The organism is Propionicimonas paludicola (assembly GCF_002563675.1).
GTDB lineage: Bacteria > Actinomycetota > Actinomycetes > Propionibacteriales > Propionibacteriaceae > Propionicimonas > Propionicimonas paludicola.
The window spans coordinates 2717581-2735536 of the sequence record NZ_PDJC01000001.1; the positions used below are offsets into that span (position 1 = coordinate 2717581).

The 17956-nt window shown below is 67.8% G+C and carries 14 protein-coding genes; 1 reads left to right on the top strand and 13 read right to left on the bottom strand.

Features of this window, described 5'->3' with window-relative positions; translation table 11 throughout:
• Positions 1 to 15 precede the first annotated feature (15 nt).
• The 8 genes from ATK74_RS12640 to arfA form a co-directional block, all read right to left on the bottom strand.
• Positions 16 to 1077, bottom strand: a complete 1062-nt coding sequence (locus ATK74_RS12640; RefSeq protein WP_098461375.1) for a LacI family DNA-binding transcriptional regulator — start codon at positions 1075 to 1077, stop codon at positions 16 to 18.
• Positions 1077 to 2408, bottom strand: coding sequence for a glycoside hydrolase family 13 protein (locus tag ATK74_RS12645; protein ID WP_098461376.1), 1332 nt, complete (start codon positions 2406 to 2408; stop codon positions 1077 to 1079). The genes ATK74_RS12640 and ATK74_RS12645 overlap by 1 nt, the downstream gene beginning before the upstream one ends.
• On the bottom strand, positions 2408 to 3229 hold the full coding sequence (locus tag ATK74_RS12650) for a carbohydrate ABC transporter permease (RefSeq protein WP_098461377.1): 822 nt from the start codon (positions 3227 to 3229) through the stop codon (positions 2408 to 2410). The genes ATK74_RS12645 and ATK74_RS12650 overlap by 1 nt, the downstream gene beginning before the upstream one ends.
• Positions 3226 to 4173 (bottom strand): carbohydrate ABC transporter permease, encoded by a 948-nt coding sequence (locus tag ATK74_RS12655; RefSeq protein ID WP_245840919.1) that lies wholly within the window; start codon positions 4171 to 4173, stop codon positions 3226 to 3228. The genes ATK74_RS12650 and ATK74_RS12655 overlap by 4 nt, the downstream gene beginning before the upstream one ends.
• Positions 4174 to 4178: 5 nt before the next feature.
• Positions 4179 to 5477 carry an ABC transporter substrate-binding protein gene (locus ATK74_RS12660; protein WP_098461378.1) on the bottom strand — a complete coding sequence of 433 codons (1299 nt, stop codon included), beginning with the start codon at positions 5475 to 5477 and terminating at the stop codon, positions 4179 to 4181.
• A 24-nt stretch (positions 5478 to 5501) separates the two neighbouring features.
• Positions 5502 to 7199, bottom strand: coding sequence for a glycoside hydrolase family 13 protein (locus ATK74_RS12665; RefSeq protein WP_098461379.1), 1698 nt, complete (start codon positions 7197 to 7199; stop codon positions 5502 to 5504).
• Between the two features lie 568 nt (positions 7200 to 7767).
• Entirely contained in the window at positions 7768 to 9318 is a 1551-nt protein-coding gene (locus ATK74_RS12670) for a CoA-acylating methylmalonate-semialdehyde dehydrogenase (protein WP_098461380.1), read from the bottom strand.
• Positions 9319 to 9346: 28 nt separating this feature from the next.
• Positions 9347 to 10873, bottom strand: a complete 1527-nt coding sequence (gene arfA / locus ATK74_RS12675) for an arabinosylfuranosidase ArfA (RefSeq protein WP_098461381.1) — start codon at positions 10871 to 10873, stop codon at positions 9347 to 9349.
• Between the two features lie 280 nt (positions 10874 to 11153).
• On the opposite strand from arfA, the gene ATK74_RS12680 reads away from it, so the two are divergent.
• Complete coding sequence (locus ATK74_RS12680) at positions 11154 to 12200, top strand: LacI family DNA-binding transcriptional regulator (RefSeq protein WP_098461382.1); 1047 nt, start codon at positions 11154 to 11156, stop codon at positions 12198 to 12200.
• Between the two features lie 27 nt (positions 12201 to 12227).
• Here the strand turns inward: ATK74_RS12680 and ATK74_RS12685 are convergent, their stop codons facing one another.
• The 5 genes from ATK74_RS12685 to ATK74_RS12705 are packed head-to-tail and all read right to left on the bottom strand — an operon-like array spanning position 12228 to position 17955.
• The gene (locus ATK74_RS12685) at positions 12228 to 12947 is read right to left on the bottom strand and encodes an enoyl-CoA hydratase/isomerase family protein (protein ID WP_098461383.1); all 720 of its coding nucleotides are present in this window, start codon (positions 12945 to 12947) and stop codon (positions 12228 to 12230) included.
• A gap of 12 nt (positions 12948 to 12959) precedes the next feature.
• Positions 12960 to 14453 (bottom strand): aldehyde dehydrogenase, encoded by a 1494-nt coding sequence (locus ATK74_RS12690; RefSeq protein WP_098461384.1) that lies wholly within the window; start codon positions 14451 to 14453, stop codon positions 12960 to 12962.
• A gap of 52 nt (positions 14454 to 14505) precedes the next feature.
• Positions 14506 to 16089, bottom strand: a complete 1584-nt coding sequence (locus ATK74_RS12695; RefSeq protein ID WP_098461385.1) for a carboxylesterase/lipase family protein — start codon at positions 16087 to 16089, stop codon at positions 14506 to 14508.
• Positions 16090 to 16135: 46 nt separating this feature from the next.
• The gene (locus ATK74_RS12700) at positions 16136 to 17011 is read right to left on the bottom strand and encodes a carbohydrate ABC transporter permease (RefSeq protein WP_098461386.1); all 876 of its coding nucleotides are present in this window, start codon (positions 17009 to 17011) and stop codon (positions 16136 to 16138) included.
• On the bottom strand, positions 17011 to 17955 hold the full coding sequence (locus tag ATK74_RS12705) for a carbohydrate ABC transporter permease (RefSeq protein WP_098461387.1): 945 nt from the start codon (positions 17953 to 17955) through the stop codon (positions 17011 to 17013). The genes ATK74_RS12700 and ATK74_RS12705 overlap by 1 nt, the downstream gene beginning before the upstream one ends.
• Between the last annotated feature and the right edge of the window lies 1 nt (position 17956).

The following is a 17956-nucleotide window of genomic DNA, read 5'->3' on the forward strand; positions in this document are numbered from 1 at the left end:
GGCCGGAGCCCTCGATCAGGTGGGCCCGAGCGCGGGAGCGGCGCCGGTCGAGCCGCGCAAGAGCAGTGCGGTGGACAGCCGCTGCTGATGAGTGGTGTCGGGTGGGCTGCTGGCCGTGATGGCCTCCACCAGGTACTCGGCAGCCAGTCGTCCCTTGGTGGCGATCGGCTGGCGAATCGTGGTGAGGCTCGGCATCGTCCAGCTGGCTTCGGACAAGTCATCGAAGCCGGACACCGACAACTGACTCGGCACGTCCACTCCGGCCTCGCGGGCGGCGTCCAGGATGCCGAAGGCGATGATGTCGCTGAAGGCCACCATCGCGGTCGGCCGCTCGTCCTGTGCCCACAGCGTCCGGAAGGCGGTCACGCCGCCCAGGCGTGTGCACGGGGTCTCGACGATGGTGATCGAGTCGCTCTCCGGACTCAGGCCGTACTGGGCCAGGCTCTCAGTGGCGCCCTGCATGCGGCGCTGAACCGGCCCTCGCCAGTTCTGATAGCCGCCGGCAGTGTCGGTCTCGATCGCGATGAAGGCGATCCGACGGTGACCCTGCCGCAACAGGTAGTCGACGAGCTCCCGCATCCCCTCGGTCTCGTCGAGTTCGACGCTGGGCACTCCTTCATGCCACTCGCTGTCGACCAGGACGAACGGAATCCCCCGCTGGCGCAGCGCCGTGACCTCGCCGCGGTCGTACTCCAGGCCGCTGACGATGAAGCCGTCCACCGCCGCGTAGGGGATTGCCTTCAGCATGGAGCCGCGCAACGGCGGCACCAGCAGCAAGGTCAGTCCTTCCTGCTGGCAGGTCTGCCCGATCCCCTGCAGGAACTGGGTGTAATAGGGGTTCTCCAGGACCTTGTCGAGCTGCTGCGGAAGCAGCAGCCCCAGGCTGTCGGTGCGCTGGGTGCGGAGCATCCGGGCGGCCGGATCCTGGCTGTAGCCCAACTCCTCGGCCGCCCGCAGGATGTTCTGCAGGGTCGCCTCGGAGAGCTTCTTGGAGTCGTTGTAGGCCAGGGACACCGCGGATTTGGAGACATTGGCCCGATTGGCGACGTCCTGAATGGTGATCCGATTGCGCGCCATCAGCCGGCTTCCAGGATCGTCGAACTGCGCCGGCCCAGGTGCAGCGGCGCGGAGGTGAAGCGCGAAAGCACCGGATAGTCGACCGGGTCGAGGTCGACGCCCTCGCCCCGATGGACGAGGACAGCCGCGGCGGCGTCCCCGAGTGTTCGCATGACCAGGACTGTATCGGTGCCGAGCGGGTACACGTCCTGCTTGCCGCGACGAAGTGCCGCCGTCGACGTGCGTCGAGCGGCGAGTTCACGCACCCCGGCCAGCAGCCGTTGGTCCCAGGCCTGCGGATCCCAGACCATTCCGGCCCGGCAGCCGGGATCGTTCTCGCCGGTCATCCCCACCTCGTCGCCGTAGTAGAGCATCGGCGCACCCTCGGCGGCGAACAGCAGGCTGTAGCCGAGCAGGGCCGAGTCGACGTCCGCGCCGTGCCGGGTGAGCACTCGCTCGGTGTCGTGTGAGCCGAGCAGGTTGAGCATGCCGTGGTGGTAGCCGTCGGGGATCTGCCGACGCAGTTGGTTCATCCCGGCGGCGAACTCGGTGGCGTCGATGCTGCGGTCGGCGGTGAAGCCGAGGACGAGGTCGCGGAGGGTGTAGTTCATGGTGCCGTCCGCGATGTCGCCTTGCAGCCACTCCTGCGGCTCGCGCCACTCCTCGGCGACGATGTAGAGGTCCTCACCCAGCGGCTTGACGACCTCTCGGAACTGCCGCCAGAAGTTCCGGTTGATGAAGTAGGGGACGTCCAGGCGCCAGCCGTCGATGCCCTGCTCGATCCAGTACCGGGCCACCGAGAAGTGGTGGTCCCGAACCTCCGGGTTGTAGGCATTCCACTTGGGCAGGTAGTAGCAGCCCGAGCAGGTCCGATAGTTCGGCTCCGGGTGGCTGATCACCGGGAAGCCCTCGACCGAGAACCAGTTCACGTGCGGCGAGGCCGCCTCCTTCTCGACCACGTCCCGGAAGGCCCAATGGCCATCCCCACAGTGGTTCAGGACCGCGTCCAGGACCACCCGGATGCCGCGGGCGTGACAGGCGTCCAGGAAGCGCTGGAAGGTCTCCAGGTCGCCGAGGCGATGGTCGATCGCGAAGTAGTCGACCGCGTCGTAACGATGGTTGGTGCGGGCCTCGAAGATCGGCGTCAGGTAGAGCGCATTCACCCCCAGCCCGTCCAGGTGATCGAGGTGATCGATGATCCCCTGCAGGTCGCCGCCCAGGAAGTTGTCTCGGGTCGGGACGGCGTCCCAGGGCTCGACTCCGGGTGGATCCAGGGAGCGATCGCCGTTGGCGAAGCGCTCGGGGAAGATCTGATAGAAGACGGCGTCAGCGAGCCATTCGGGAGCGGCCATCAGTCCTTCAATCCGGTCGAAGCGATTCCACGCACCAGGGCGCGTTGGAAGAACAGGAAGACGACGATGCTGGGGATCGTGGCGGTGAGTGTGCCGGCCATCAGATAGTTCCAGGACGTCCCGTACCGCCCCACGAAGGAGGACAGTCCGAGCTGGATCGTGCGCATGTCGTCGTTGTTGGTGACCAGCAGGGGCCACAGGAAGTCGTTCCAGGCGAACAGGAAGCTGAAGATCCCCAACGTGGCGAAAGCCGGCGACGACAGCGGGACGATCACCCGGAAGAACGTCCCGGCCCGGCTGCAGCCGTCGATTCGGGCCGCCTCTTCCAGCTCGACCGGAATCGTCACGAAGTACTGGCGCAGCAGCAGGATGCCGAACACATCGGCCAGCCTCGGCACGATCAGGGCCGCATAGGTGTCGATCCAGCCCAGGTTGGCCACGATCGTGTAGGCCGGGATCACCGTGACGAAGGTGGGCACCATCAGCCCGGCCAGCAGCACCGGGAACAGGACGTTCTTGCCCGGGAAGTCCAGTCGAGCGAACGCGTAGGCGGCCAGGGCGTCGAAGACCAGGTGCCCGGCCACGATTCCGACGGCCATCACCAGGCTGTTGACGTAGTACTGCGCGAATGGCGCGGACTGCCAGGCCCGCAGATAGTTCTCCCAGTGCCACGAGGTGGGCAGGATCGAGGAGTTGGTGTAGGTCTCAGCCCGGGTCTGCAGCGAGGTGGTGAACATCCAGAGGAACGGCACCACGACCACCACCGAACCGAGGATCAAGATCGCGTGGCGCACGAGTCGTCCGGCTTGTGCGCGGGTCATCGCTCGGTCCCATCACTGCCGGTGACCCGCCATTGCACAAGGGTCACGCCGAGTACCAGGGCCAAGGTGACGAAGGCGATCGCCGTGCCATAGCCGAAGTCGCCGAGCCGGAACGCGGTGCGATACATGAACATGCCGAGCACGTCGGTGCCACCGCGGGGCCCGCCCTCGGTGAACACATAGACCAGGTCGAAAGCCTGGAAGCTGGTGATCAGGGCCTGAACCACGACGAAGAAGGTCATCGGCGACAGCAGCGGAATCGTCAGGTGGCGCAGCTTCTGCCAGCCGCTGGCCCCGTCCAGCCCGGCCGCCTCGTAGATCGAATGCGGCAGTGCTTGCAGCGCCGTCAAGTAGAGGACGGCGTTGAACCCGATGTTCTTCCAGACGGTCAGCAGAGTCAGCGCCCCCAGCGCCAAGTAGCGGTCCTGCAGCCAGTCCGGGCCGGCGATTCCGAACTGGGCCAACACCGAGTTGACCAGGCCGGACGGGTCGAGCAGGTAGCGCCACACGATCGCAGCCGCCACCGACGAGGTGACCACAGGCAGGAAGTAGATGCTGCGGTAGATGCCCAGACCGCGCAGTGGGGCGTCCAGGAGCAGGGCGATCGCCAGCCCACTGACCACACTCAGCACACAGACCCCGAGCGCATAGCCGACGGTGACCGCCAGGCTGTTCCAGAACTCCGGATCCTGGGCAAGGCGCTGGTAGTTGCCGAGACCGACGAAGGGCTGCACCGGGTCGAAGCCGTTCCAGGAGGTCAGGCTGATCTGCCCTGCGGCCAGGATCGGGTAGAAGACGAACACGGCCAGGACGACCAGTGCCGGGGCCAGGAAGACGGCGGCGGTGATCACCTGTTCCCGGTCGTAGCGCCGCCGTCGTGGGGAGCGCGGTGATCCGCTCGGGGGAGTCTCCCCCGAGCGGATCACCAGTTGAGCCTGCGCCACGCGGCTCAGCCTTGTGCAATCACGGCGTTGACGGCCTTCTCGGCGGCGGCTAGCGCCTCGTCGACCGTGGCCTCACCGGCCAGCGCCTTCTCGATCTGCTGCGCGAAGGCCAGCGAGATCTTCGGGTACAGCGGAGTGTTCGGACGAGCGTGGGCGTCGGCCATCTGCTCGACATAGGGCAGCAGCCGCGGCTGCGAGCTCTTCACCCAGTCCAGGTAGCCGGCCGAGGTAGCCACCGAGTTGGTCACCGGCAGCATGCCGGTGGTCTCGCTCCACTTGGTGACCTGGTCGGCGGAGAGGAACCAGGCCAGGAAGTCCGCGGAGGCCTTGGCATTGGCATCGGAGTTGTTGAAGACCATGGCCTGCTCGCCACCGAGGTTGGTGGCCGGCTTGCCGTCGCTGGGGTAGGGCGCCTTGGCCACCCCGAAGTCGAACGGCGGATCGGCTGCCCAGATCCCGACCATCCAGGAACCTTCCTGGGCCGAGCCGCCCTTGCCCTTCTCGAACTCGCCCCACTTGGCGTAGGGGGAGACGCCCGACTTGATCAGATCGACCCAGAACTGCAGCGCCTTCTTGCCCTGCGGAGTGTTGAACGCGGCCGCGGAGTTGTCGGCCTTCAGGAACTCGCCGCCGGCCTGCCACAGGTTCACCTGGAAGTTCCACGTCAGCCCCTCACCGCTGTCACCGGCCTGGGTGTACAGGTCGTAGCCGGGCTTCCCGGTCTTGGCCAGGATCTGCTTGGCATCAGCCATCAGTTCCTCCCACGTGGTCGGGGGCTTCTCCGGATCGAGTCCAGCCTGCTTGAACAGGGTCTTGTTGTACATGTAGGCGAGGTTGTTTGCCGAGACCGGTACCGAAACCTGCTTGCCTCCGATGGTGCCGAAGGAGGTCAGGGCCGGGTTGATGTCGGAGACCACCTCGGCCGGCAGCAGAGACTTCAGGTCGGCCAAGGTGCCGATCTGGTTGATCTGCGGCACCCAGACCAGGTCGCCGATCGCGATGTCGGGCAGAGTCTTGGAGGTCGCCGAGGCGCGCAGCTTGGTCAGGAAGTCGGCGTTCGGCACCATCGAGGTGGTGATCTTCACCTGGGGATGGCTCTTCTGGTAGTCAGCCACCATGGCGTCGAAGGTGTCGGCATTGGTGCCGTCCCAGTAGTGCCAGATGGTGATCTGCGCCGGTGCGGCCGGGGCCGAAGCCGAGGACGAGACGGCGGGCGCAGCGGTGCTGCCCGATGGCCCGGCGCACCCCGTGAGCGCTAGGAGGCCTGCGACGCCAGCGGCGACAAGCCTAAGGTGACGGTGCATTGGTCTTCCTTTCATGTTTAGGCGCTAATCCTTGCGCCCGGTTTGTGGTGTCGGCAGCGCCAGCTGGAACCAGCTCGCGCTATTGGCTGGGAGGTCAGCTACTCCGCTGACCTCCTCCGTGCTGATCACGCGTGGCCCCAGCGACCAGGACGTGGGAATGGTGCAGTGCTGGTCGGTGAGGTTCACCACGCAGACTCCGTCTCCGCGCTGGAAGGCGAGGACGCCATCGGGGCCCTCCAACCAGCGCAGGCCGGCGTCCGCGGCGAACAGTGTCCGGCGGGCTCGGATGAGCTGCCGGTAGAGGGTGAGCATCGAGTTCGGGTCCTGACGCTGGCCGGACCGGGCATAGCGGGCGAACCATTCCGGCTGCGGCAGCCAGGCGGGCCGGGCACCGTCCGGGGAGAACCCGAAGTTGGCCCCGTCCAGGGTCCACGGCAGCGGCACTCGGCAGCCGTCGCGGCCCAGCTCGGCACCACCGGATCGCAACCAGATCGGATCCTGGCGGACCGAGTCGGGCAGCTCGAAGACCTCGGGCAGGCCGAGCTCCTCGCCTTGGAACAGGTACGCCGACCCGGGGAGGGCCAGCAGCAGCGCCGCGGCGGCGCGCGCTCGCCGAGCCCCCAACTCCAGATCGACCGGGCCCCGGCGGCGGGCGGCCGAGATCATGTCGGTGGGCGGTGGCGCGATCAGACTCTGCTGCTGGCCGTAGCGGGTGACGGTGCGATGCACGTCGTGGTTCGAGAGCACCCAGGCCGGCGCCGATCCGAAGTTGGCCAGCCCGGCATCGATCGCGGCGCGCATCCGGGCGGCGTTCCAGGGCTGCACCAGCAGGCCGAAGTCGAAAGCCTGGTGCATCTCGTCCGAGCGGACGTATGCCGAGACCAGGTGCTGGGAGGGCAGCCAGACCTCGCCCACGAAGTACTTGGGCACCGGGCTGGCATCACCGAGCGCACGCCAGGAGCGGTAGATCTGGTGGACCTCCGGCTGGTCCCACATCGCATAGTTGTGGCCATCGCCCCGGTGGTCGGGCAGATCGGCGGCCTTGACGTTGCCGTGGGCGACGTCGATCCGAAACCCATCCACACCGCGGGCGAACCAGAAGCTCAGGACGTCCTCGAACTCCTGAGCAACCTCCGGGTTGCGCCAGTTGAAGTCCGGCTGGGTGGAGTCGAAGGCGTGGAAGTACCACTGGCCCGGGGTACCGTCCGCCTCGGTCACGCGAGTCCATGCCGGCCCTCCGAAGACACTGAGCCAGTTGTTCGGCGGCAACCCGCCGTCGGCACCGCGTCCATCGCGGAACAGGAAGCGCTGCCGCTCGCGACTGCCCGGCCCCGCAGCGAGGGCAGCCCGGAACCAGACGTGTTCGCTCGAGCAATGGTTGGGCACCATGTCCATCAGCACTCGAAGGCCCAGCCGGTGCGCCTGCTCGACCACCGCATCGAACTCGGCCAGCGTGCCGAAACTCGGGTCGATCGCTCGATAGTCGGCAATGTCGTAGCCGTGATCGCGCTGAGGTGAGAGGTAGCAGGGGTTCAGCCAGATCGCGTCGCACCCCAGCTCGGCGATCTCGGCCAGGCCGCGGGACAGCCCGGCCAGGTCACCGAGGCCGTCGCCGTCGCCATCACGGAAGGAACGCAGGTAGACCTGGTACACGACCGCGTCCGACGGGAAGGCGCCGAGTACGGCGGACTCCGTATGAGCGGTGAGTGAATCGAGGGTCATCGGCTTCCTTCGGTGAGGCCGCCCGGGTGGCCATGGTGCGGCCAGGGACCACCCGGGCGAGATTGTGGATGTAGCGGACGTATGGGTGTGGTCAGGAGGTGGCGTAGCCCGGCTCGCCGGTCTTCACAGACTCACCGGGAGCCTGGCCGTGGCGCTGCCACGACGAGATCGGGGGCGAGTCAACCTGCCCTGAAGAGCGAGCCATCGGAACCGTCCTGACGTCGATGTCGGGTGCCCCGGCCGCAAGGTGCACTGTTTACTAAACCGATCCAACTAACTTTCGCGCGAACTGTCAAGACTCACTCACATCACAACTTGATGACGCCGATGACGCCGGGAGTGACGAGTCCACAGCGAGGAGCCGCAGACCGGACAGGTATGGCAGGGGGACGAAGAGGACCTGCCGCGCTGCGTCCCGGCGCCGCGGGAACCGACCTCCATACGCCGCTGACTTCGATGGACGGTGCCGGGACCGTCCGCTCCCCTGGCGGCCGAGTCGTCTGGCCCGAACAGCACACTGGGACGAAGGGACCTCAGTCCCTTCGTCCCAGCCGGGCGGCGGAGCCTGTCAGCTGCGGGTGGTCATCCCGTCCCAGGTGCCGACGGCCTGATGGCGGTGCTCCTCGGTGAACCAGGTGGTGGTCACCGACTTGGTCTCGGTGAAGAAGGCCACGCCGTCCTTGCCCATGGCGTGCAGGTCACCGAAGAAGGACTGCTTGTGGCCGCTGAACGGGAAGATCGAGAACGGCACCGGAATGCCGACGTTCACCCCGACCATGCCGGCGTCGGTGCGGCTGGCGAACTCGCGGGCGTAGTGACCGGAACTGGTGTAGATGCACGAGCCGTTGGCGAACGGGTTGGCGTTCATCACGGCCACCCCCTCCTCGAAGTCGCGGACCCGCTTGATGGCGGTCACCGGGCCGAAGATCTCATGCGTCCCGGCCCAGTTGTCCGGACCCACCCGATCCAGGATGGTGGGGCCGACGTAGAAGCCCCCCTCGTAGCCGTCCACCTGCACCCCGCGGCCGTCCAGGACGAGCTCGCCGCCCTCGGTCACGCCGCGATCGATGCACGAGGTCACCCAGTCGCGATGCTTGGCCGTGATCACCGGGCCGAGCTGGCTTTCGGGCAGGTAGGCCGGGCCGATCCGCAGCGCCGCGGCCTTCTGAGCCAGCATGGCCACCAGCTGGTCGGCGATCGACTCTTGGGCTACCACGACGGGCAGCGCCATGCAGCGCTGGCCGGCGCAGCCGTAGGTGGAGTTCACGATGCCGGCCACGGTCCGCTCCAGGACGGCGTCCTCGAGCACCAGGGCGTGATTCTTGGCCTCGGTGAGCGCCTGCACCCGCTTCCCGGCGCCGGCCGCGGTCTGGTAGATGTAGCGGCCCACCGAGGTCGAGCCCACGAAGGTGACCCCGCGGACGTCCGGATGCACCAGCAGGCTGTCGGCCTCCACCCGCGAGCAGGTGACCAGGTTGGCCACTCCCTTGGGCAGGCCGGCCTCGATCAGCAGCTCCATCATTCGGATCGAGGTCTGCGGCACCATCGAGGCAGCCTTCAGCACGAACGTGTTGCCGGTGGTGATGGCGAACGGCAGCATCCAGCCCATCGGGATCATGGCCGGGAAGTTGTACGGCGCGATCCCCACGAACACGCCCAACGGCTCCCGGTAGGAGACCGTGTCGTAGCCGTTGGAGATGTTCATGGCCGTGTCGCCCTGCATCAGGTAGTGCGTCGAGCACGCGCACTCGACGACCTCGATGGCCTTCAGGACGTCCCCGCGGGCCTCGGAGAGGACCTTGCCCATCTCGGTGGCCAGCAGCAGGCTCAGCTCGTCCAGATGCTCGTCGAGCAGGGCCTTGAACCGGAACATCAGTTGGATCCGCTGCGGCACCGGGGTGGCCTTCCAGGCCGGGTAGGCCTTGGCTGCGGCCGCCACGGCCGAGTCGACCTCGGCCTGGGTGCAGCACGGCGCTTCGGCGATCTGTTCGCCGGTGGACGGGTTCAGCACCGGCATGTAGCTGGAGGTCTTCGACTCCCGCCACTCGTTGTCGACCAGATAGCGCAGCCGGACGATGCCGGACGAGGCGGCCACAGTGCCGTCCTGAATCGAGGTCATGATCAGCTTTCCTTGGTTTGGGTCCGCGTCAGCGCGGGCTGGATGGGTTGAGGGTCAGCACGGTCCAGGAGACCGGCGGAAGGGTGATCAGCAGCCGATCGCCGTCGCGCTCGATGCTGCTGTTGTCGGCCAGCCCGACCCGCTCGGGCTCAGCCAGGGTGTTGGCCGCGTGGATGTCGGCGTCGCTGAGCGTCCGGGCCATGCCGGGGACGACCGGGCCGAGCGCCCGGGTGTCGATCTCGACCTGGGCCGGGGCGTCCATGCTGCGGTTGACCAGGAAGATCGACGCCGAGCCGTCCGTCGCGTCGTAGGTGGCCACCCCGTCCAGCAGCGGCACCTCGCCGTGCTCGACGGTGTCGTAGCTGGGGCAGTCCAGCCGCAGCTCGAGGGCTACCCCCTTGGCCAGCTGAGCCGACAGCGAGAACGGGAAGAACGTGGTCTGCCGCCAGGCCGGGCCGCCGGGCTCGGTCATGATCGGGGCGATCACGTTCACCAGCTGGGCCAGGCTGGCGGCCTGCACCCGGTCGGCGTGCCGGATCAGCGAGATCATCAGGTTTCCGAAGACCACGGCGTCGAGCACCGAGTAGGTGTCCTCGAGCAGGCGCGGGGCGACCGGCCAGCTGTTCGGGTCGGTGATCCGATCGACGTTCTCGTAGCGGGACTTGTACCAGACGTTCCACTCGTCGAAGGAGACCGCCAGCGTCTTGTTGCTGCGCTTGGCGGCCTTCACGAAGTCGGCGGTGGCGATCACCGAGTCGATGAACCGGTCCATCCCGACCGCTGAGGCCAGGAAGCTGCCCAGGTCGCCGTCGATCGGCTCGTAGTAGGCGTGGCAGGAGATGTAGTCGACCTCGTCATAGGTGTGCTCGAGGACGGTTCGATCCCAGGTGCCGAAGCTGGGCATCTGGGCTCCCGAGCTGCCGCAGGCCACCAGCTCCAGGCTCGAGTCGATCTGCCGCATGGCCCGGGCCGTGGACGCGGCCAGCCGTCCGTACTCGCCGGCCGTGCTGTGGCCGAGCTGCCAGGGCCCGTCCATCTCGTTGCCCAGGCACCACATCTTGATGCCGTGCGGCGCGACGGCGCCGTTGCCGACCCGCTGGTCGGACAGCGTGGTGCCGCCGGCGATGTTGGCGTACTCCAGCACGTCCAGGGCCTCCTGCAGCCCGCGGGTGCCGAGGTTCACCGCGTACATCAGCTCGGCGCCGACCAGCTTCGTCCAGGCCGCGAACTCGTCCAGGCCGACCAGGTTCGGTTCGGTGGAGTGCCAGGCCAGATCCAACCGGCGCGGACGCTGCTCGACCGGGCCGACGCCGTCCTCCCAGCGATAGCCGGAGACGAAGTTGCCGCCCGGGTAGCGCAGCGTGGTCACGCCAAGTTCCCGGACCAGTTCGAGGACGTCGGCGCGCCAGCCGTCCGGGCCGGCGGACGGGTGGCCGGGCTCGTAGATGCCGTCGTAGACGCAGCGTCCGAGGTGCTCGACGAAGGAGCCGAAGAGTCTGCGATTGATCGGCCCAACCACGAAGTGGGGGTCTACCGTCAGGTGGGCTCGAATCATTGTGCCTTCCAGGTCAAGAGGTGCATCGACTTTGGCCGGCCAAGGGCTCCGGCTGGCCTCACTTTACAACGTTGTAGGTGCCGTTGGCGAGGGCATCTGATTTTTCGGACGTCGCATGGCGCGGCCACCATTCACGTCCCGACCGGCCGCCACAAAGACCCGGAGCCTCCCGCCCGGAACCGTCCTGCAGTCGATGATCGGCCCGCGCTCCAGTGAGCCGCCCGGCCAGCGGTAGGCTGACGCCGATCTCGCCGCAGCCGGCACCCCCAGATGGAGCACCATGAGCAGCCCGACCATCCACGACGTGGCGCGGGTTGCCGGCGTGTCCATCAAGACCGTCTCGAACGTGATCAACGACTACCCGCACGTCCGCCCGGAGACCCGGCGCAAAGTGCAGCAGGCCATCGAGGAACTCGACTACCGGCCGAACCTGTCGGCGCGCGGGCTGCGCTCCGGACGCACCGGAGTGATCGGCCTGGCCGTCCCCGAACTGCGCCAGAACTACTTCGCCGAACTGGCCGACGCGGTGATCCGCGCCGCCGAACGACGCCGGCTGGGCGTGGTGGTCGAGCAGACCGGCGGTGACCGGGAGCGCGAGATCGAGGTGCTCACCGGACGCCGGGTCCGGCTCACCGATGGGCTGCTGTTCAGCCCGATGGCCCTGGGCCAGGACGACCGCGAGCTGCTGAACACCGGGTTCCCCGTGGTGCTGCTCGGCGAGCGGATCTTCGGCGGGCCGACCGATCACGTCACCATGCACAACGGCTCCTCGGCCCAGGCTGCCGTCGAGCACCTGATCTCGATCGGACGCCGCCGAATCGCCGTGATCGGGGCTCACCCGGACGGCAAGCAGGAGGTCCGCTCGGCCGACCTGCGGGTCCGCGGGTATCGGGCCGCCCTGGAGAATGCCGGGATCGCGCTCAACCCGAAGCTGATCCGGGTGGCCGCCCCCTGGCACCGCGAGAACGGCGCCGAAGCCATGCGCGGCCTGCTGGCCGACGGCGTCCCCTTCGACGGACTGTTCGCTCTGAACGACACCTTGGCGCTGGGCGCGCTGCGCGCCCTGGGCGAGGCCGGACGCAAGGTCCCCGACGACGTGGCCGTGATCGGCTTCGACAACATCGACGAGGCCAGCTACTCGGTGCCCTCGCTGAGCAGCGTCGACCCGGGCCGGGAGACCATCGCGGCCACGGCGGTCGATCTGCTGATCGAGCGGATCAACGAGAAGCCGGAGACTGCCGTCCCGCCGCGACTGATCAAGCCGGAGTTCCGGATCGTGGCCCGCGAGTCGACCGGAGCCCGGACCACCGCGCTCACCCCCCGCTGAGCCCACTCGCGCCATCGGGCCGAAGGCTCACTCGCCCAGCCGCAGGCTACCCACCACCAGCCGGCTGGCGGCCAGCTGACCGGCCTGTTCCGGGCTCAGCGCGGACGCTGCCCGCAGCATCGACTTGATCTCGGCGTGCACTCGCCGCGGGTGAGCCACCAGCTCGGCCACGCGTCGCTCAACCGCATCGGACAAGGCCTTTTGGTCGGTGACAACCTCGTTGAGCAGGCCCAGCTGCTGGGCCCGGACGGCCGGGATCCGCTCGCCGGTTGCGGTCAGCCAGAACGCCTCCCGGCGTCCGACCATCCGCTCCAGCCAGGCCAACACCAGGGTGGGCGCCAGGCCGATCCCGATCTCGGGGAACCAGAACCGGGCCGACTCGGTGGCCACGCTGACATCGGCCAGCGCGGCCAGGCCGGCCCCGAAGCCGGCGGCGTCCCCGTGCACTTCGGCGATGGTCACCAACGAGGTGGTGGCCAGGGCTTGGTTCAGCCGGACCAGCCGATCCACCTCCACCGACAGCGCCCCCGGCCCGGTGGCGGCCCGATCCCGGCCCAGGCAGAACGCCTCCCCCACCGCCCGCAACACCAGGACGTGCGCATCGGTCGGCGGCGCGGTGAGCACCTCAATCAGCGCATCGGCCATCACCGGGCTGACCTGGTTGCCGTTCGGGGCGGCCAGGGTGGCCGACAGCACCGGCCCCCTGGCGTCGATCACCAGGCCGTCCACCGAAGTCAGGATCGCCATCGGGGCCGTCCTTCAGTTGAGTCGGTCGACGGCCACGCCGCCGTACCAGTCGATGTCGGTTTCGGCGGTCCGGACGGTCACGGCGCGGACATGGGAGAAGTCGTTGAACGACTCCCAGCCGCCCTCGCGTCCGTACCCGCTCTCCCGGACCCCGCCCCACGGCGAGGACGGATCGAGCCGGTGGTGATCGTTCACCCAGACGATGCCGTGTTCCAGCTGGCCGGCCACCCGATGCGCGCGAGCAACGTCTCGGGTCCAGACCGAGGAGCCCAGGCCGTAGCGGGAGTCATTGGCCTGCCGGATGGCGTCCGCCTCATCGGTGAACGGAATCACGACCACCACCGGCCCGAAGATTTCCTCGCGCGCCACCCGCATCTGGTTGGTGACGTCGGCGAGGACGGTCGGTGCCACGAAGAAGCCGGAGAGGCCCGGCACCTTCACCGGGACCCCTCCGGTCGCCAGCCGGGCGCCTTCGGCGACCCCGGAATCGACGAACTCGAGAATCCGCTGCCGGGCCGCGGCCGAAATCACCGGCCCGAGCTGGGTGGCGGCACTTGTCGGGTCGCCGACTCGAATCCTCTCCGCCTGCGCCACCAGCGCCTTCACGAACTGGTCATAGATGTTCTCCTTGACCAGGATCCGGGTGCCGGCGATGCAGGTCTGACCAGCCCCGATGAAGCCACCGAAGGCCGCTCCACGGGCCGAGACGGCCGGGTCGATGTCGTCGAAGACGATCACCGGGGTCTTGCCGCCGAGTTCGACGGTGGCCTTGGCGAAGCGCTTGGCCGCCCCCACGGCGACCGATCGTCCCGGCTCGGTGCCACCGGTGAAGACCACCTTGGCCACGTCCGGGTGCTCGACCAGAGCCGCGCCGGCCTCCGGCCCGAGCCCGGGGACGACGTTGAGGACGCCCGGCGGGATGCCCGCCTCCAAGGCCAGCCGGCCCATCACCAATGCGGTCAGCGGAGTCTGCTCGGACGGCTTGAGCACCACACTGTTTCCGGTAGCCAGAGCCGGAGCCAGGCTCTTGGAGGCGATCATCAGCGGATGGTTGAACGAGGAAAGGATGCCGACCACGCCGAGCGGAAACCGCGAAGTGTAGGAGTGGTACGGACCGGCCATCGGCACCACGGCGTCCCGGCTGGCCAGCAGCAGGGCGGCGTTGTACCGGTACCACTCGGGCAGCCGGGTGACCTGGGCCCGGGTCTCGGTGAAAGGCCGGCCGTTGCCCTGGGTCTCCATCTGGTACAGGGTGCCCATCTCGGACTCGATCAGGTCGGCGAAACGGTTCAGCACCCGGGCCCGGCGGTGGATCGTCATCTGACTCCACTCGCCACGCTGGAAGACTTCCCGACCCGAGCTCACGGCGCGATCGATGTCCCGGGCATCGGCGCAATGGCAGGTCGCAAAGACCTTGCCGGTGGCCGGGTTCACCAACCTCAGCAGCTCGCCGCCGCCTGCTTCTTCGCGGCCATCCACGAGCAGGTGATGGGGTCGGAAAGTCATTCTCTGGTCCTTCTCTCGTTCTCTTGGTTCGACGTAGGTGCGCATGTTGGGCTCAGCGGACGATCGCGCTCGAGCCGGCCTCAGTGGCCACCGGGGCGTACTCGGCGGCCGAGACCACGGCCGGGTGCGGCTGCATGAGCAGCAGTTCGGCCGCGTCCGGCTGCCAGGTGGGCCAGTGCGGCAGCTCGCCGCCGTTGGGGTCGCCGGTCCGGGCGAACCGAGCCCAGGCGTCCATCACGTGCTCGGAGACGCGGTGCCGTCCGCCACCGCGGCCGGTCATCGGGATCCGATCGACGGTGCCGAAGGTGTAGGCCAGATCCAGGCTGTGGCAGGAGCCGAGCATGCCGCCCAGGATCCCGGTGGGCTGGTTGAACACGTAGCCGTAGACCGGTGCTCCGCAGCCGGCCAGCTGGTCGGCGGTCCGGAAGGCCACCCCCCGGAAGCTGATGTCGGCGCACAGCCGGGCCCAGCGCAGCCGGGGCGGCTCGGAGTGGCGATTGGCGTAGTCGGCGACCAGTTCTGCGGTGGCGTCCCCGAACTCGGCGGTGAGCTGCTCAATGACCAGCTCATCGGTGGCGTCCGGGTAGTCGTCGCGGCTGCACAGCTTCATCGAGTACTCGTGGGCGGCCGAGCCGACGATGGCCGGGATCTGCGCGGCCCACGGCTGGATCTCGGGTGAGTAGAAGTCCTCGACGATGTGGACGCCGTCGCGGTACGGCCCGATCCGCAGCTGCGGACGTCCGCGGCTGAACAGGACGCGTCCGGGATCCACCTTCGCCTCGACGATCCGCTGCACCCGCAGCAGCTCGGCCAGGGGGATCTCGGCCAGCCGGCCCAAGTTGCCGGAGTTGATGCCCAGTTCGGCGGCCATCAGCTCGGCCAGCCGGGAGTGGTCCTCCTTCAGCGGCAGCGCCGGCGAGGACGGCGACTGCATGATGATCTTGTGGAACAGGCCGCGGGCTCGCGGCATGGCCAGCAGGTTCGCGGTCTTGGCGCCGCCGCCGGACTGGCCGAAGACGGTGACATTGTCCGGATCACCACCGAAAGCGGCGATGTTGTCCCGCACCCATTCCAGGGCCAACACGATGTCGACCATGCCGGCCACCCCGGCCCCGGTGAAGCCCTCGGCGTCGAAGTCCTCCCAGGGGCAGAAGCCGAGCAGGCCGAGCCGGTGGGTGACCGCGACCAGGATCACGTTCTCCCGCTCGACCAGCAGGTCGGCGTGGAACGCGGTCTCGCTGCCCGACCCGGTCATATAGGCGCCACCGTGTAGCCACACCATCACCGGAACCGGCTCGGAGTTCAGCTTCGGCGACGGCGTCCACACGTTCAGGCTGAGGCAGTCCTCGCTGATCGGCCCGGCTTCGATCGGGCCCCCGCCACGCGGGTTGAGGCTGGCGATCATCCGGTCGCCACGCTCACTGCCGCCGATCCGGAAGTCGGCCTGCGGTGCGATCGGGCCGAACTCCAGGACGTCCCGGACGCCGGTCCAGGGCCGCTTGGGCTGGGGCAGCCGGAACCGTCCGGCCCCGGCCGTCGACTCGCCGTAGGGCACCGCCAGGTAGCGGGCCACGCCGCAGGTGTCCAGGCCACGAATGGCGCCGGCCGTGGTGTTGATGGTGACGTACTCAGCCATCGCTTGGTTCTCCTTGCTCTTGCGTGCGTAGCGGCAGGCGCACGATCTACTTCATTCCGGTGGTCGCAACGCCTTCGATGAAGCTGCGCTGCACGAACAGGAAGGCGACCACCATCGGGATCAGGGCCACCACGGAGCCGGCCATCAGCAGGCCGAACTCGGTGAGGTTGTCGCCCTTGAACATGGCCAGGCCGGGCGGAAGGGTGAGCATGTCCTGTCGGGTGATCACCATCAGCGGCCAGAGCAGGTCGTTCCAGTTGCGCAGCAGGCTGAACATGCCCAGCGTGAGCACGGCCGGCTTGGCCAGCGGCCACATGATCCGCAGGAAGATCCGGATCTCGGACGCACCGTCGATCCGGGCCGCGTCCTCCAGATCCTTGGGCAGTGCGATGAAGAACTGCCGCATCAAGAAGATGCCGAAGGCGCTGGCCATCCGGGGGACGATCAGGCCCTGGTAGGTGTCGATCCAGCCGAAGTTGCTGATGATGTTGTACAGCGGGACGAAGGTGACCTCGATCGGCACCATCAAGGTGAGGATCAGCACCAGGAAGGCCACGTTCTTGCCCCGGAAGTCGAACCGGGCCAGGGCGTAACCGGCCATCGAGTTCAAGGTGACCGAGACCACGGTGACCACTCCGGCGAAGACAACGGTGTTGCCCAGCTGGCGTCCGAACGGGATCCGGCGCCAGATCTCGGAGTAGTTGTCCAAGGTGAACACGGTCGGCCACAGGGTGGCCGGGTCGGCCAGCAGCGAGCCCTCGGTGCGCACCGACGCGGTCAGCATCCACGCGAACGGCAGCAGGAAGAAGGCCGAGATGGCGAACATCACGATCACCACGACGGTGGTCACCAGGCGCTGCCGGCGCGCCTTGCGGGTGGCCTGAGTGGCGTAGTCAACGGCGGGAACTGTGATTGCGGTCATCAGTACTGCACCGTCCTCTTGGAGAAGTAGCCGACCTGGAACAGGCTCACCACGAAGACCAGCAGCACCAGCACCCAGGAGATGGCTGAGGCGTAGCCGAGCTGGTAGCGCTCGACGGCCGTGCTGAAGATGTAGAGCACCAAGGTCTCGGTGCGGAAGAAGGGACCGCCGCCGGTCATGATGTAGATCTGGTCGAAGGCCTGGAAGGCGAAGACCAGGGCCATGATCCCGACGAACATGGTGGTGTTGGCCAGCAGCGGCCAGGTGATACTCCAAAACGACTTCCAGGGTCCGGCGCCGTCGATCTGGGCGCTTTCGCGCAGCTCCTTGGGGATCGACTGCAGGCCGCCCAGGTACATCACCATGAAGAAGCCGACATCACGCCAGACGCCGACGATCATCACGAACAGCATGGCCAGACTGGGATCCTGAATGCCGTTGCCCAGGCTGAGGCCGAAGATCTCGAACCAGGCCGGGATGATCCCGGCGTGCGGGTTGAGCATTGCCCACCAGGCCATCGAGGAGATGCCCAGCGAGGTGACGAAAGGCAGGAAGACCGCCACCCGGAAGAACCCACGGAAGGGCAGGTTCGGCCGGTTCAGCAGGACGGCCAGGCCCAGCGCGATGACGATCGAGACCGGCACCACCACAGCCGCGTACACCAAGGTGTTGGCCAAGGCGTTGAGGAACCGGGGATCGGAGAGCAGCTGGGCGTAGTTGGCCAGCCCCACCCAGTTCGCCGAGCCGAAGCCCGAGTCGTCGGTGAACGACGTCTTCAGCGACTCGAACAACGTCCAGAAGACGAAGATGGCGATGATGACCCCGGCAGGGGCGATGAACATCCAGGCGGTGAAGGCCTGGCGAGTCTTCGAGGTGACTCGCCAGGCCTTCGTGCCTGAGAGTCCGGTTGACGGACGGCGTTCTGCCGCCGGCAGGATTCTCATG

Bases quoted from the DNA above. Each gene is read 5' to 3' on its own strand.
- ATK74_RS12640 (WP_098461375.1), bottom strand. From the start codon at position 1,077: ATGGCGCGCAATCGGATCACCATTCAGGACGTCGCCAATCGGGCCAAT.
- ATK74_RS12645 (WP_098461376.1), bottom strand. From the start codon at position 2,408: ATGGCCGCTCCCGAATGGCTCGCTGACGCCGTCTTCTATCAGATCTTC.
- ATK74_RS12650 (WP_098461377.1), bottom strand. From the start codon at position 3,229: ATGACCCGCGCACAAGCCGGACGACTCGTGCGCCACGCGATCTTGATC.
- ATK74_RS12660 (WP_098461378.1), bottom strand. From the start codon at position 5,477: ATGCACCGTCACCTTAGGCTTGTCGCCGCTGGCGTCGCAGGCCTCCTA.
- ATK74_RS12665 (WP_098461379.1), bottom strand. From the start codon at position 7,199: ATGACCCTCGATTCACTCACCGCTCATACGGAGTCCGCCGTACTCGGC.
- ATK74_RS12670 (WP_098461380.1), bottom strand. From the start codon at position 9,318: ATGACCTCGATTCAGGACGGCACTGTGGCCGCCTCGTCCGGCATCGTC.
- arfA (WP_098461381.1), bottom strand. From the start codon at position 10,873: ATGATTCGAGCCCACCTGACGGTAGACCCCCACTTCGTGGTTGGGCCG.
- ATK74_RS12680 (WP_098461382.1), top strand. From the start codon at position 11,154: ATGAGCAGCCCGACCATCCACGACGTGGCGCGGGTTGCCGGCGTGTCC.
- ATK74_RS12685 (WP_098461383.1), bottom strand. From the start codon at position 12,947: ATGGCGATCCTGACTTCGGTGGACGGCCTGGTGATCGACGCCAGGGGG.
- ATK74_RS12690 (WP_098461384.1), bottom strand. From the start codon at position 14,453: ATGACTTTCCGACCCCATCACCTGCTCGTGGATGGCCGCGAAGAAGCA.
- ATK74_RS12695 (WP_098461385.1), bottom strand. From the start codon at position 16,089: ATGGCTGAGTACGTCACCATCAACACCACGGCCGGCGCCATTCGTGGC.
- ATK74_RS12700 (WP_098461386.1), bottom strand. From the start codon at position 17,011: ATGACCGCAATCACAGTTCCCGCCGTTGACTACGCCACTCAGGCCACC.
- ATK74_RS12705 (WP_098461387.1), bottom strand. From the start codon at position 17,955: ATGAGAATCCTGCCGGCGGCAGAACGCCGTCCGTCAACCGGACTCTCA.